The 15,053-nt window shown below is 61.6% G+C and carries 12 protein-coding genes; 7 read left to right on the forward strand and 5 right to left on the reverse strand.

All coding sequences use genetic code 11. From position 1 onward, the window contains the following. The first annotated feature begins 373 nt into the window (after positions 1 to 373). Positions 374 to 1,345, forward strand: a complete 972-nt coding sequence (locus TU81_RS09085) for a 2-hydroxyacid dehydrogenase (RefSeq protein ID WP_048394596.1) — start codon at positions 374 to 376, stop codon at positions 1,343 to 1,345. On the opposite strand, the gene tssA is transcribed toward TU81_RS09085, so the two are convergent. The 5 genes from tssA to TU81_RS09110 all read right to left on the reverse strand — a co-directional run bounded on the left by tssA (position 1,342) and on the right by TU81_RS09110 (position 8,960). Continuing rightward, positions 1,342 to 2,430 (reverse strand): type VI secretion system protein TssA, encoded by a 1,089-nt coding sequence (gene tssA, locus TU81_RS09090; protein ID WP_048394597.1) that lies wholly within the window; start codon positions 2,428 to 2,430, stop codon positions 1,342 to 1,344. The two genes, TU81_RS09085 and tssA, sit on opposite strands and share 4 nt — an antisense overlap. Continuing rightward, the gene (locus tag TU81_RS09095) at positions 2,427 to 6,263 is read right to left on the reverse strand and encodes a type VI secretion system protein (protein WP_048394599.1); all 3,837 of its coding nucleotides are present in this window, start codon (positions 6,261 to 6,263) and stop codon (positions 2,427 to 2,429) included. The genes tssA and TU81_RS09095 overlap by 4 nt, the downstream gene beginning before the upstream one ends. Continuing rightward, entirely contained in the window at positions 6,260 to 7,027 is a 768-nt protein-coding gene (locus TU81_RS09100; protein ID WP_038984142.1) for a DotU family type IV/VI secretion system protein, read from the reverse strand. Before TU81_RS09100 ends, TU81_RS09095 begins: the two co-directional genes overlap by 4 nt. Before the next feature lie 18 nt (positions 7,028 to 7,045). Then, positions 7,046 to 8,377, reverse strand: coding sequence for a type VI secretion system baseplate subunit TssK (tssK, locus tag TU81_RS09105; protein ID WP_048394601.1), 1,332 nt, complete (start codon positions 8,375 to 8,377; stop codon positions 7,046 to 7,048). A gap of 133 nt (positions 8,378 to 8,510) precedes the next feature. Next, positions 8,511 to 8,960: a hypothetical protein gene (locus TU81_RS09110; protein WP_038984144.1), complete on the reverse strand. Its 450-nt coding sequence runs from the start codon at positions 8,958 to 8,960 to the stop codon at positions 8,511 to 8,513. Positions 8,961 to 9,188: 228 nt separating this feature from the next. Here TU81_RS09110 and tssB point away from each other — a divergent pair, with 228 nt between their 5' ends. The 6 genes from tssB (at position 9,189) to tssG (ending at position 15,053) form a co-directional block, all read left to right on the forward strand. Then, positions 9,189 to 9,734 (forward strand): type VI secretion system contractile sheath small subunit, encoded by a 546-nt coding sequence (gene tssB / locus TU81_RS09115; protein WP_048394603.1) that lies wholly within the window; start codon positions 9,189 to 9,191, stop codon positions 9,732 to 9,734. A gap of 28 nt (positions 9,735 to 9,762) precedes the next feature. Continuing rightward, positions 9,763 to 11,250: a type VI secretion system contractile sheath large subunit gene (gene tssC, locus TU81_RS09120; RefSeq protein WP_038984146.1), complete on the forward strand. Its 1,488-nt coding sequence runs from the start codon at positions 9,763 to 9,765 to the stop codon at positions 11,248 to 11,250. Between the two features lie 74 nt (positions 11,251 to 11,324). Beyond that, complete coding sequence (locus TU81_RS09125) at positions 11,325 to 11,828, forward strand: Hcp family type VI secretion system effector (RefSeq protein WP_038984147.1); 504 nt, start codon at positions 11,325 to 11,327, stop codon at positions 11,826 to 11,828. Positions 11,829 to 11,843: 15 nt separating this feature from the next. Next, entirely contained in the window at positions 11,844 to 12,287 is a 444-nt protein-coding gene (gene tssE / locus TU81_RS09130; RefSeq protein WP_038984148.1) for a type VI secretion system baseplate subunit TssE, read from the forward strand. Then, positions 12,271 to 14,064 carry a type VI secretion system baseplate subunit TssF gene (tssF, locus tag TU81_RS09135; protein WP_048394605.1) on the forward strand — a complete coding sequence of 598 codons (1,794 nt, stop codon included), beginning with the start codon at positions 12,271 to 12,273 and terminating at the stop codon, positions 14,062 to 14,064. The genes tssE and tssF overlap by 17 nt, the downstream gene beginning before the upstream one ends. Beyond that, entirely contained in the window at positions 14,028 to 15,053 is a 1,026-nt protein-coding gene (gene tssG / locus TU81_RS09140) for a type VI secretion system baseplate subunit TssG (RefSeq protein WP_048394607.1), read from the forward strand. Before tssF ends, tssG begins: the two co-directional genes overlap by 37 nt.

Consider the following 15,053-nt stretch of genomic DNA (forward strand, 5'->3'; position numbering starts at 1 on the left):
GAAACAGGGGCGCGATTGTCCGGGATTAATCAACAGAAGCAAAGGCTTAGCTGAGGAATGGTTATGCGGATCAGATGCAGCTGGTGCCTGCGTTCTCCTGTAGGAGCGAGGCTTGCCCGCGAACCAGTCGCCTCGGTCCATCAGGAATACCGCGTTATCGTTCTTCGCGGGCAAGCCTCGCTCCTACGGGATCGTGGACAAACTCCCACCATCTGCCTCGCACTGATCTAGTGTTGTCATTAGAAGGATCGCAGGCTTCGCCAGCTCCGACACCGGGAGCCAAAAACCCTGGCCATTGCCAAACCGCTCTGGAATCAGCAATCTGAAGCGACGTTCGAGCCCCCGACATTCCGCTGCCCCACAGGAGCCCAGCATGACCGCAACTGTTCTGGTACTGGTTGAAACCATCAATGAATACCTGCCGATCCTCGAACGCCAGGGGTTTCATCTGATCCTGGCCCCGACCCCGGCCGAGCGCGCCGCCGCCATTGCCCGACAGGGCAGTCAGATCGATGCGGTGCTGACGCGCGGTCCATTGGGCCTGCACGCCAATGAAATTGCCGCCCTGCCCAATCTCAAAATCATCTGCGTGATCGGCGCCGGCTACGAGCACGTCGACCTGCAAGCCGCCGCCGACCACGGTATCACCGTCACCAACGGGGCCGGCGTCAATGCCTCTTCCGTCGCCGACCACGCCATGGCGTTGCTGCTGGCGCTGGTGCGCGATATTCCTCGGGCCGATGCTGCCGTGCGTCGGGGCGAGTGGCCGAAAATCATGCGCCCTTCCCTGGCGGGCAAACGCCTGGGCATCCTCGGCCTGGGTGCCGTCGGCATCGCTATCGCCAAACGTGCGGCCAACGGCTTCGACATGAGCGTGAGTTATCACAATCGTCAGCATCGCAGCGACGTGCCCTATAGCTTCTGCTCGACACCGACCGAACTGGCGCGCCACTCGGATTTCCTGATCGTTGCCGCACCCGGCGGGCTCGGCACCCAGCACTTGATCAACAGGCAGGTACTCGACGCCTTGGGCCCCCAAGGCTTCATCGTCAACATCGCACGGGCCAGTGTGATCGTCACGGCAGACTTGATCAGCGCGCTGGAACAGCGACGGATCGCCGGTGCCGCGCTGGATGTCTTCGATAACGAACCCCAGGTGCCGGACGCCTTCAAGGGACTGGCCAACGTGATTCTGACCCCGCATGTCGCCGGCTTGTCCCCGGAGGCCACCCAAGGCACCGTGGAACTGGTCGGCAAAAACCTGACGGCGTTTTTTTCCGGTCAACCGGTCCTGACCCCGATTGCTTTACCGCCGCCAACGGCAGCCACCCTGCACAATCACTAAAGGACGCCCAACAGCGTCCACAGTCGCCGGGATTCGGCATCGGCGCTGATTAGCTCCCCAAGCAGCTCGCTCAGAGGCTTGTTGCCCCACTCCACGCCCCGTTTGATCAAATAGGGAACCGGGCTGTGGGGTTCGGTGCGTGCCAGGTACTCGGCGATCAACAGCAATTGCCGGTACGCCTCCTCACGATTCGCCGGCTCACTGAACGTCTGGGGCGTCGGGGTGATGTCCGGCACGGCGGCCGGGCTCGATGCCGCTACCGCAGGCGTTTCGACAGGCGCCGGGGTTGGTTTTCGTGGATGCATGGCGATGAACTCCTGAACCAGCGTCAACAACGCTTCGATCACATCCTGCAGCGCTTTGAACCCTGGGGCCTGATTGCCGAGATAAGCGTCGCTCCATACCTCCAGGCGTTGCAGGTGCTGCTGGCTGAGCAGCAGCGTGCCCTGGCTGCGCAACCAGAATGACAACGGGGTGGCGCGAATCTGTTCGGTGAGTTTCTTCTGTTCGTTGCGCGCGTTCTCGGCCGAGGTCTTGGCCGTTTTACTGTCGCTGGCCTGTACCTGTTGCAGCTGTAACCGACGCCAGGCATCCAGACAGAAACTATCGAATTCATTGTTGCGCGGCTCGAACAGCGGCACTCGGGTCAGCAGCACTTCAGCGTAGCGTCGAGCCAGCCATTCGAGCGGTATCACCCGCCATGACTGATCGCCGTCCTCAGCCTGGGGGTGCAGGTGCTCGGGATAGCGCTCGCATAACCCGGCCACCAGCGCCAGGCTGCCCGGCAAACCTTCGAGTCCGTCCTGATGCAACCAGGCCTCACCCAGCCAGGCGCTGAGCATCAAATCCTTGCTGCGTTCGAGCAGCAGGCTGGTGGTCAGTTTTTCCAGTTCCGGCCATTGGCCGCGCTTGATCGACGCCTGCCACACCCCCGTGGGCAAACTGGTGTCGTCCTCACGGCGCAGTTCGCGCAACCGGTCGAACTCAGGCTCATAACGCAGGTCCTGGCCACAGGGGGCCTCCAGGCTGATCGGTCCGAGCAGTTGGGTAATCAGTTCCGGCAACGGCGTTGAAGGTTGATTCACAGGCCCTCCTTTTGGGATTCGATGTCATGGGTTTCAATGCCCGCGGTCGATCTCGTCACCATGAACGGTGAGCGTGGGGCCCGAGTTGGCAAGGGCTGAATGGACAGCGGCAATTTCGAGCCCTGGGTCATCAACGACAAGCGCACAAACATCAGGGTTTGCTCGGCGGTGGTGGTGCTGGCCTGCGTCGTCACGGGCAGGCGCAAGGTCAACGGAAAGTCCGTGTAATCCATGTTCGGCTGGCGCTGCACCGACACGTGCGAGCGCATCAAGCGCAATAACGACCACGGACCGCTGTACTCCCAGCCGGCTTCCAGATCTCGCACCACCAGGCTCGGCTGTAACGGATCGTTGGCCGGACGCTGGTAGCCATTTCGAGCCCAACGCAAGGTCAGACGGACCGGTTGACCGACCATCCAGCGCAGGTTCGGCTGGGCCTCACCGGGGTAGCTGAGCTGTTGATTGCCGGCATTCAAGCCCCAGGCAATCACCTGATCGGCGCCGCGCTCTTCCTCTCGATCGGTGCGCCAGCGCACGTCCATCTCCAGCCCCAACACACCGCTCTTGTCGCGTACAAACATCGGGCCCAGCCAGGTGCTGGCTTGCTTCAGACGATTGAGAAAGTCTTCGGCGGCCAGGCGTTCCGGGGTCTGGCTCAGCAGTAGTCCGGCCTGTGCCACCGGCAAACGCTTGTCGATCAGTTCCAGCAGATGCTGGACTCGAGCTGGATCGGCGTCGGCGGCTTGAAGGCCATTGGCAAACGGAAAGCGCTCCGCCAGGTACTGATTGAAATAATTGGCCAGGTCGTTCCACGCTGCCGCGGCCTGTTGCTGTTGCAGGAACTGGCAGCGTTGCATGGCGGTTTGTTGCAGATCCACCGCCCGCAACGCCAGTGTTCCGCGCCCGCCAGACAGGTTGGCGGTTTGCAGAATCTGGCCACAGGACGTGGCGTCCATTTCGATGAAGTCGCGGCTCACCAACTGCTCTATCTGCGCCGGCGAACTGGCGGGGTTCTGCTCCTTGTACTTGAGCAGTTCGTCGTTGAGCGCATTGAACTGCGTCACGCGTTCATAATCCAGCGCCGAGAGGTTCTGTTGCTGGACTTTCAGCCATTCCAGCGCCGATGTGCGGCGCTCGGTGATGCCGAGCATGGTGTTGAATTGCTGCTTGAGGCTCAGTTTCAAATCCTGCACGTCGTTGGCGCCATACAGGTGCAGGCCGAGGTTCTTCGAGCCGTCCCACTGGCTGATTTCGGTACGCCCGCTGAACAGCGGCTGGGCGACGATTTCGTCGAGGCCGCTGACGATTTCGGCCAAGGCGCGGCGGTTCAAGGCAGTTTGCAAACGCGTGGCCAGATCACTGCGACGCACCTCGATAAAGGCTTTCTGCAAGGCAATCGCCTGGGAGGCCTGCACATTGAAAACGCCGCTATGGACCTGAGCATTGTGCTCACGCAGGCTCGACAACATGGCCTTGACCACTGCGCCTTCGGCCGCTTGCAGCAAGGCACCGCGATACACCGGAGGAATGCGTGGCAACTCTTCGGCGGCGTAACTTTTGTAGCTGGCGAAATAGTTCAGCGCACTGTCGAGGTCGTCGCCATCAACGCCCTGCCCTTGCCCATTCGGGGCTTCGGAGCGATCCGCGTGTAAGGCGATGGCCACAAAGTCACGCTTGAACAACGCCTGTACCGCGTTGTTGAGCTGCACCACATGTTCCTGCAAGACCAGTTGCCCGCTGCCTTGCTGAATCAATAAATTATCCCGGGAGCCGGCCTGGACGATCCATTGATCGCGAAAGCTCTGCTGCAGCTTGGCCGCCTGCATTTCCAACTGTTGTTCCAGTTGCGGTCCGAGCAAGGCGCTTTTGCGCACGTTGTCCAGCAACTCGCGATAACCAGGTACCAGATCCTGCCCTTTGCCGCGGCCCCACGCCGAATTGGTCAAGCCGATCACGGTTTGCAGATCATCGACCAGTGCTCGCAAATCTTCGAGCTCGGTGAGGGAGTTGCCACTGCCGGCTTCCAGCCGTTCCAGATGCAGCTTGAGATAACCGGCCTGGCGCACGAAATTGTCGGCCAGGAAATACTGGTCCAGCCAGCGCTCCATGAGGCCGAGGAAATTTTCCTCGATCACCGGGCGCTCGACGGTCAGATCCAGCGGTCGCAAGTCGCTGCCATCAGCATCGAACAACGCCCGGTTGTAAAAACCGGCGCGGTGCAACGTGCCAACGTTGAGGTTCAGCGACAACGCGTTGTTACTCAGCAACACCAGATCTTCGAGGGGAGCCTTGGGGTTGTTCAGCGCCTGATTGAACCACTGGTTCTGCTGTTCCAGATTCACCGCGCGCTCCACCAGATCCTTGGCCTTGACGTAGTTTTGCCATTGGGCTGGATCTTCGCTTTCGACGTTGCCCCGGCGTTCGGTGTTGCGAATGGTCTTGAGTTGCGCCAGTTCCGCGCTCAACAGATCACGCAACGGCAGCATCAAATGGCTGTGGGCAGTCAGGCGCAACTCGCTTGCCAGCTGCGCATCCAGCGAAGAGAACCAGGAAGTCGGAAATACCACTGAGGTGAAGCTCCAGCCCGGCGCCTTTTCCAGCACTCGCCAGAAGCTCTGGACGTTGCGCCGGGTCGACTCCAGCCGATGAGATTCATCGGTGACCGCCGCGTAGTTTTTCTGCGCCCCTTGCAGCAGCCGCGACAGTTCATGGGCCTCCTTGACCGAATCCTGCCAGACCCACAGCATGCCCGCGCCCCAGACCAACGCAACCACCAGCGCCACCCCGCCGGTCACGCGTTGCCAGCGCTGACGCAGGCGTAACAGACGCGGCACCACCTGGGCCAGACCGCGCTCGGCGACCACCCGCCGCTGCCACAATTGCCGGGCGAAGGCGCTCTGCTGCAACCCGGTGTCGTAGGCAGAGAATCCGTCGACGCTGTCTTCCGAGGGCTGATTGGCAGTGAAATAAATACCGCGAAAACGCGGCGCCTCGCCTTGAGCATTGCCCTGGAAGACTGGTTCCAGCAAAGATTGCAGATGGCGCCGCATAGCTTCGAATCGTTCCGGCAAGCCATACAGCTCGCTGCTCAACTGCCCGGACAAGGCGCCGATTTCGATGATCGATTCCGCCAAGGCCCGAGTAACTTGATCCAGCGCCTGATCGCTCCATTGCGCCTGCCAGACCGCATCGGTCCCGTGGGGCGAAGACCAGCCCAATGTGCGTTCGCGAGCCTCGACCGGCAGCGCGGTGATCAATTCCTGAAAGCCCGGCAACTCTTCCATGCCGGTAATGACCACGTACACCGGCAGGCTCAGCCCGAACCGTTGCAGCAGATCGATGAAGCGTCGACGCGCCGCCAACCCGAGAGTCGTGGCTTGCTCGACGTTGCCCAGCCGGCTGACCGGCACCGTCCAGATCACTCCGTCCAGCGGACGTTGACTGCGCAAGCGCAGGATCAATCCCAGCAAGCGCCACCAACCGCCGCGTTGCAAGTGCATGCCTTCATCCGGCAAAAACAGCGCCTGAGGCACCACCAGCACCGCACCTTCAGGGTCCGACCACCAGCGACCGAACCAGGCCGGTTTGTCGGTGGGCTGCAAACGCCACTGAGTACACAACTGCGTGCCCTGGGTTTCGTTGCCGAGCATCAGCAGCCATGGAATCTGGTATCGGTCCTGGGCGCCCTGCTCCTGCTCCATGTGCCGCACCGCCAGGTAAAAACTGCGAATCGCCGCACCGCTTTGCGTGCGCAACCACCAGACCGCCACCCCGACAATCGCCAGCACCAACAGCACAGCGATGATGAGGCCGATAATCCCCAGCGTGCTCATGAGTCTTGCTCCGAGGCGGTCACGGAATCGGTCATCTGCAAGACCGGTTCGAGCTCCAGACGAATGTCACGCCAGAACAACTGCCCCAGCCCGGTCAGCAGCAGGACCATGGCGAGAATCCCCAGGCCCAGGCGAAAACCGTCGGGCAACGAAAGACGCACCGGCAATTGCATCGGCGGCACCGCCGAAGGCTGTTCGAGCCGGGCACTGACGTCGGCATAATCCGCCTCGTGCTGCCAGGCAAAGGTGAACAGCGCCAGGCGCCATTTTTCATGCTGGGTCTGATTCTGTTCGCCGCGCAGGCGTCCCTGAAACCCCAGCACCAGACACTGCAAATAGACATTGGCCAGATCGCGAGTGGTGGGGATTTGCTCGTCCAGCAATTCCTTGATCGCCAGCGGTATCCGCTCACCGGCCTGACGGCTGGCGTACAGCCGCGATTCCAAAGGTTTTTCCTGCCAGGCCGATTGGCCGGGCCACGGCGTAAACAGCAAGGTTTCATCGACCAGCGCGACAAAGGCATAGACCAGCGCCTTGACTTGCTCGGTGGCGGCGTCACCGACTTTGGCGAATGCGGTTCGCCACAGTCGTTGGGAGATTTGCGTGGACAGTTCGACCACCGCATCCACCAGCGCTTCGTCTTCGCTGTCCTTGGGCAACTGGTTCCAGTCCTGGGACCATTGCTGCCAGGCCTGACGAAAAGCACTGCTCAGCGGCGCTTCGTGGAGGCCTCGTGTACCTGTCCCGACATTGCCCTCAGACATATGACGTTCCTTCCTTGATCAAGCACTTTCACTCGCCTGGGCCACAAACAACACCACTTGCCATGGACTGCTGGCCAGCCTGGAAGCCGGTGCGGCAATCAGCAACGGCAACTGCCCGTCGAACCATTGGCCTTCGGCCGTCACCACAAACAACCGCGTATCGTCGCCAACGCTGTAGGCCACTTGTTCATTGCGACTCATGGCCTGATGGGACAAACCGCTCATGCGCTGGCGACTGAGCAGTGCGATGTGCGGCTGCGACGCAATGATCGCCCCGCGCAACCATTCGCTAGCGGCCTGCTCGCTGGCACCGTTGGGCATGCGCAAACCGATGACCAGCCGTTGGCTCGGCTGGTCATCGGGCAATTGAATCGAGAAGGTCTGTTCACTGCGTTCGAACGCCAGGCTGCGGTAACCGGCGCGGATCAGTTCCAGGGTCTTTTCAAGCCAGTCGAGCACCGCTTCATAGCCGCGCTGCAATTCAAGAAAATCCAAAGGAGCGAACGCCGGAACACCGGCCAATGGATCGAGCGCCGACCAGGCGCCGGCCAATCCGAGCAGCAATCCATACAGCGCCTGAGGTGTCGCCACCCGACTGTTCAGCAGGCCTTCGACTTCCGGCAGCCGCGCCCAGAGCGCCGTCAACTGACGGCGAATTTCCATCGCGTCGTCTTGATTGCCGGCCTGCTGCGCCTGACGCAAACGACCGGCGAGGAACATGCACTTCTCCCGCGCCCTGGCACACAGCCCCGCCACGCGCCGACCCACTACCGACTCAGGCAACAGGCACGGCGTCGGCGGTGTGTAAGGCAATTGAAGAAAGCCACCGCCCTCCTTGCGAATTCTCAGCAGCGGCAGGCAGACGGAATCCGCCTTGTTCAACTGCGTACACAAACGTGGGTTCGGACGCCAGACCGTGATCGATTCGGGGTACTCGCCGCTCGTGAGGTCCGGCAACGCATCGCCGACCACCGATTGCAATCGACCCTTGAGCGGCAGCAATTGCCCGGCGCGCCACAGCGGACTGATCGCCAGGTAAACGGTGACGGTGGCGTTGTCCGTGGCGTCGATCGCTTCACTGACGTCGAGCTCCAGCATCGGCCCGACACCGGCCTGCAGATTGATCGGCAAACCGTCCGGCAAGGTCGCCTGTAGATTGATCAGTCGTACCAGCCCGGCGCTCAATGCCGAGGGATCGAACTCGACGCGAGTCACGCCCCAGAACCACGGATTACAGGCCTGGGCAAAATGCGCCACCAGCGCCTCGGCCCGCAGCCCTTGCAACTGAAAATGCTGGGGCAATAACTGCATGCCCTCATGCCAGCAAACCGCGTCAGGTAGCAGACTCATACGATTCCCTTCGACCTCTGGTGGGGCCTAACTCTGTCAGTTAAGCGAGTGAACCGCTTTTGTAGGAGCCAAGTTTGCCGGCGAAGGCGCTCTCAAGGACCCCTTCGCCGGCAAGCCTGGCTCCTACAGGTGTTCAGTTCGGGTGATCGCTGACCAGCGTCATCTCGCGACTGTCGAACTTGAGCCAAGCGTTGCTCTGATCGTCCAGCCGTAACCGGTGTGCTCCGGGAGTGTTATAGCTGGCGAAGACTAAAAGTCCAGCCGCCCGCTGGCCCCCCAGCGGGAAGGGTTGTTTGTCGATGAATTGACCGGGCACCAGCTCCAGTCCCCAGACCGTCATCAGCTGTCGGTAGTCGCGCTGGAACTGCTCGCGTTCGGCGAACCATTGCCGGGCGGTGATGCCCGACAACTGCTTGAGCAGGTCCGCGTCGTTCACCGCAATGAAGTCCACCGCAATCGGCGTGTCATCGTTGGCGCGAGGCGCGACGTCCAGCGTCAGGTTATCGAGGTCGACACGAGGCCCGAACAACGAACACCCGGCGAGTGACAGGATTAGAACCAAAGAAAATAAACGTGCGTACAAAATGAATTTTCCTTTTCTCGACACGGTCCAAAATTGCTTTTTGTTTGCTTTTTTATAGACCTGTTCTAGCGTCTTGGGTAGTTCGGTCGGCACGACGAATGTGGAAGGTTCGTCAAAGGAATGACAGGTCCTCTGCCCTCCCTTTCTAACCTACGGTCCAGTAAGGGAATGCGATGAAACGGGCCTCCCGATGCATTGCACCCGCCTCATGCATCGGAGTCAGCCACCATGGCAGAAAGTACTCAGCACAAGCTCGACAGGGTTCGCCCGCCCCGGGTGCAAATCACCTACGACGTCGAAATCGGCAACGCAATCGAGAAGAAAGAATTGCCATTGGTCGTCGGCATTCTTGCCGACCTCTCCGGCAAACCTCTCGAGCCACTCCCGAAACTGAATGAACGGCGCTTCACCGAAATCGACCGCGACAACTTCAACGAAGTCCTCGCCTCGATCGGCCCACGCGCCACCTTGCAGGTCACCAACACCCTCAGCGGCGACGACAGCAAACTCAACATCGAGCTCAACTTCAAACACATCGATGACTTTGATCCGGTCAAGGTGGTCGAGCAAGTCACTCCGCTGCGGCGTCTGTTCGAAGCCCGTCAGCGTCTGCGCGATCTGCTGACCAAGCTCGACGGCAACGATGATCTGGACAAGCTGTTGCGCGACGTCATCGCCAACACCGAGGGCCTGCAAGAGATCAAGTCGGCCCGCCCGGAAACCGCCGCCGCCCCCGCAGGCGATGCAGAAGTACCGGCCGAACCGCAGGCCTGATCGTCCATCCACTTAGGGAGAATTCGCCATGCCCGCCTCATCCGCCGCCCAGAGCCAAGCCAGCGACAGCACAGCCCAGACCTTGTCCCTGCTCGATGAAATAATCGCCAAAGGCCGCATGGCCCATGACGACAGCCAGCAAGATTACGCCCGCGACATGCTCGCGGAATTTGCTACCCAGGTACTTGACGAAGGCATGGCCATCGACAAGGACACCGTGGCGATGATCAACGACCGCATCAGTCAGATAGACGAACTGATCAGCGCTCAACTCAACGAAGTGTTGCACCACCCAGACCTGCAGAAACTCGAAGCCTCCTGGCGCGGCCTGCACATGCTGGTGCAGAACACCGAAACCAGCACCCGGTTGAAACTGCGTTTGCTCAATGTGACCCAGAAAGAGCTGCAGAACGATCTGGAAAAAGCTGTCGAGTTCGACCAGAGCGCGCTGTTCAAGAAGATCTACGAAGAGGAATACGGCACCTTCGGCGGCCACCCGTTCAGCCTGCTGGTGGGTGACTACACCTTCGGCCGGCACCCGCAGGACATCGGCCTGCTGGAGAAACTCTCGAACGTCGCCGCGGCTGCTCACGCGCCGTTCATTGCTGCCGCCAGCCCTCGGCTGTTCGACATGAACAGCTTCACCGAACTGGCGGTGCCACGTGACCTGTCGAAAGTCTTCGAAAGCCAGGAGCTGATCAAGTGGCGCTCGTTCCGCGAAAGCGAAGACTCGCGTTATGTGTCGCTGGTGCTGCCGCACTTCCTGCTGCGTCTGCCCTATGGTCCTGACACGTCGCCGGTGGAAGGCATCAACTACGTCGAAGACGTCAATGGCAGCGACCACGGAAAATACCTGTGGGGCAATGCCGCGTGGGCCTTGTCGCAACGAATCACCGAAGCCTTCGCCAAGTACGGCTGGTGCGCGGCGATTCGCGGTGCCGAAGGTGGTGGCGCGGTAGAAGGCCTGCCGGCCCATACCTTCCGTACTACCTCTGGTGATCTGTCGCTCAAATGCCCGACCGAAGTGGCGATCACCGACCGGCGTGAGAAAGAGCTCAACGACCTCGGTTTCATCGCCCTGTGCCACAAGAAAAACAGCGACGTGGCGGTGTTCTTCGGTGGCCAGACCACCAACAAATCCAAGCTCTACAACACCAATGAGGCGAACGCCAACGCGCGAATTTCGGCGATGTTGCCGTACGTGCTCGCAGCCTCGCGTTTTGCGCACTATCTGAAGGTAATCATGCGCGACAAGGTCGGCAGCTTCATGACCCGCGACAACGTGCAGACCTACCTCAACAACTGGATCGCCGACTACGTGCTGATCAACGACAACGCGCCGCAAGAGATCAAGGCGCAGTACCCGTTGCGTGAAGCCCGGGTGGATGTGACCGAGGTCGCCGGCAAACCGGGTGCCTACAAGGCCACGGTGTTCCTGCGGCCGCACTTCCAGCTCGAAGAACTGACCGCGTCGATCCGCCTGGTCGCAACCCTGCCGCCACCGGTAGCCGCCTGACCTGCCTCCCGCCGGCCAACCCGGCGGGATTCCCCCTGCTTATCTAGCACGATTACTTTCAGGAGTTTCATGCGATGGATGCAATCATTCTCGACCTCGGCGGCGACATCAAAGGCGATAGCCTGCTCGAGGGTTACAAGGACAAGATCGAAGTCATGTCCTACAGCCACAACGTGGCCATGCAGGTGACCAACGACGTCAGCAACTCGGAGCGGACCTCCGGCAAGCCGCACATCGGCGAGTTCACCCTGACCAAATTCGTCGACAGTTCGACGCCATCCCTCAACGAATATTGCTGCGCCGGCAAACCGATCCCCGAAGCCAAAATCACCATCGGCCGTAACGCCGCCGAAGGCAGCGGTCAGCTGATGCCATTCATCATCTACACCCTGACCAATGTCGTGCTGTCCAACGTCAGCGTCAGTGGCGGTACCGGTGGCAAACCGGTGGAAACCCTGTCGCTGAACTTCACCAAAATCAAATGGGAACTCACCGCACAGAAAGACGACGGCACCAAGGAAGGCACGGCCGCCTCGACCTGGGACATGGCCGCCAACAAACTCATCAAAGCCAAGTAAGCGGACGCGTCGGCCATGACAGGTACCGGCATGCTCCCACCGTTGTTCGAGCGCCTCGCCGCAAGCGAGGTCGACACCGTGCAGGTGTTCGATCGCCAGGGGCTGCTCGACTCGGTGCACACGGAGTTGCTGCGCCTATTCAACACCCGACGCGGCCAACGTCCACTGACCTCCCCACCGAGCATTCTCGACTACGGCATCGCTGACTGGACCGCCTTGCAACAGCAGCGCAGCGATGACCGTCGTCAGTTGGCGCGGGAAGTCCGCGAGGCCATTACCCATTTCGAACCGCGCCTGCAACTGGGCGAGGTTCAGGTCAATCCGGTCCCCGGCCATCCGCAGCAACTGAGCATTCGGCTACTGGGCGAGTTGCGCAGCGGCCAGCAGCACTGGCCCGTGGCATTTGTCATCGAGAAGGCCAGCGATGGCCTTGAGGTGCGTCATGAGCGACTCGATTGACCCGCAACTGCTCGATTACTACCAGCGCGAACTGACCTGGCTGCGACACGCCGGGAGCATTTTTGCCGAGCGTTATCCCAAGGTTGCCAGGCGTCTGGAATTGTCCCCCGGTGAATGCCCCGACCCGCATGTCGAACGACTGCTCGAAGGTTTCGCCTTGCTCGCGGCACGCCTGCAACGGCGGCTCGACGACGACTACGCCGAATTCAGCGACGCCTTGCTCGAACACCTTTACCCATTGGCGATGCGACCGTTACCGTCCTGTGCGATCGTGCAGTTCGAGCCGGACCCGAGCAAAGGCAACCTCGCCGGCGGATACCCGTTGCCCAGAGACACGCCGCTGTTCGTCACCACCAGCAAAGGCGAAAGCATCCATTTTCGCACCAGCGCCGCGGTTCGATTGTGGCCGGTGGAAATCAATGAAGCGCTGCTACTGGGCAGCGACGAAGCCCAGGCGCTGACCGGCGTTGCGCAAGCACGCTCGGCCCTGCGCCTGAGCCTGCGTTGCCTCGGTGAAAGCCAGTGGTCGGAGTTGGCGATCAAACAGTTGCGCATGCACCTGGCCGCCTCTCCGGTGATCAACGCCTGCCTGTATGACCTGCTCGGCGCCCACGCCGTGAAGGTGCTGGCCGGCCCCGTCGGCAGCGTACCGAAAGTGCTGGCGGGGCTGCCAGATATCGTCGGTTTCGCCAGCGACGAAGTGCTGTTGCCGGACGAGGACGGCGTGCACCCGGGCATGCGCCTGCTCGCCGAGTATTTCGCCTTTCCGGACAAATTCAATTTCTTCGATATCCCGCTGGCCGGTGCCACCAGCGACAGCCAGACGCTGTACCTGTACATCGTCTTCGACCGCGCCCCGGCCAACCGTCTGCACCTTCAAGCCAGCGACTTCGCCTTGGGCTGTGCGCCGGTGATCAATCTGTTTCCACGCACTTCGGAGCCCCTGCGCCCGGACGGCACCCGCAGCGAGTACCGCCTGGTCGCCGACAGCCACCGGGAAAACAGCGTCGAGATCCACAGCATCCGCGCGATGCGTGCCAGTTCCAGTCAGGGTGTGTTGCGCGTTCCTGCTTATTACGGCAGCCAACATATCGGCGGTGAAAAGCAATGCTACTGGCACGCGCGACGGGTCAGCGGCATGACCCCGAATCGTCTGGGCACCGACCTGATGGTGAGCCTGGTGGACACCCGGCTCGATCCATTGTCCGAGGCCACCGAATACAGCCTCACCGCCGAACTGCTGTGCACCAACCGACACTTGGCCCAGAGCCTGCCGGCCGGAACGCCACTGGGCTTCGAACGACCGGGGCCAGTGGCTTGGGCCCGCCTGCGCAACCCACCCAGCCCGCAGAGTTTGCCGCGACTGGATGGCGAATCACGTTGGCGGCTGGTGTCGCAACTGACCCTCAATCATTTGTCACTGGTCGAAGGGCCGCAGGCGCTGGATGCCCTCAAGGAAATCCTCCAGTTGCACAACCTGCGCGACGAGGCCAGCGCCCTGCGACAGATTGAAGGCTTGCTCGGCCTTGGTTGTGAGCGGGTGATCGCCCATGTCGGCGAAGACGCGTGGCGCGGCTGGCGCAATGGGCTGGAAGTTCAGTTGCAACTCGATCCGCAGCATTTCGTCGGCAGCAGCGCCGTGTTGTTTTCAGCGGTGCTGGCGCAGTTCTTTTCCCTCTATGCCACGGCCAATCGCTTTGTGCGCACGGTCCTGGTCCAGTCAGACAAGGAGGTCAAGGCATGGCAACCCCAAGCCGGCATGCCGCTGTCCCTCTGAGCCTGAGTCAGAAGCTGCGGCGCGACCCGCAGGCGTTCGAATTATTGCAGGCGTTGCTGCTGCTGGAGCGCGAACACCCGCAAGCCGAATCCCTCGGCAGCGGCACTGCGCCTCAAGCGGAAGCCCTGCGTCTGCGCGGGCCGTTGACGCCGCTTTTTTCCGCCAGCGAAATCGAAAGCCTGACCCAGGAAGCGGGCCAGCAACCGACACTCAGTACCCCGGTGTTTGGCCTCGGCGGGCCCGACGGCCCCCTGCCCTACGCCTATCAGGAATGGCTGCAGCAACGGGCCCGCGCCAAGGATCATGCACCGGCCGAGTTCCTCGATCTGTTCCAGCATCGCTTGCTCAGCCTGCTGTACAAGGTGATGCGCAAACACCGGATTGCCGTCGGCTTCACGGCCCCCGGCGCGTCCCCGGTGCAGGCGCAACTGCGGGCGCTGACCGGGTTGTTGCCCAAAGCCTTGCAGGAACGTCAGGCCGTTCCCGACTCCGCCGTACTGGCGTGCAGCGCGCTGTTTGCCGACGGGCGTCGCTCCCTCGCCGGCTTCGCCGCGATCGTGCGCGAGCACTTCGAACTGCCGGTCGCGCTCAGCGCCTATGAAGGTGCCTGGCGGGAAATCCCACCCGCCAGTCGCAGCCGCCTGCAACCGGGTGGGCGCAATCTGCAACTGGGCCGCAGCGCCGTGGCCGGCACCCGGGTCTGGGATGAACACGCCGGCATCCGCCTGACCCTCGGCCCGCTCAGCTCGGCGCAGGCGGCGCGATTTCTGCCGGACGGTGAATCCCATCCAGCACTGGCCAGCCTCAGCGCGCTGTATTTCGGCCCCGATCTGGATTGCACGCTGGTGCTGTTGGTACGCGGTGCCAGTCCGATAAAACTCGGTCGCCAAACACCGCCCTTGCTCAGTTGGAACGGCGGCCTGCAACGCCAGACCAGCCTCGCCGTGCAACAGATCGAAACCCGCCTTCGTCAGCTGGAGATCACCTGA

The organism is Pseudomonas lini, assembly GCF_001042905.1.
Lineage (GTDB): Bacteria > Pseudomonadota > Gammaproteobacteria > Pseudomonadales > Pseudomonadaceae > Aquipseudomonas > Aquipseudomonas lini.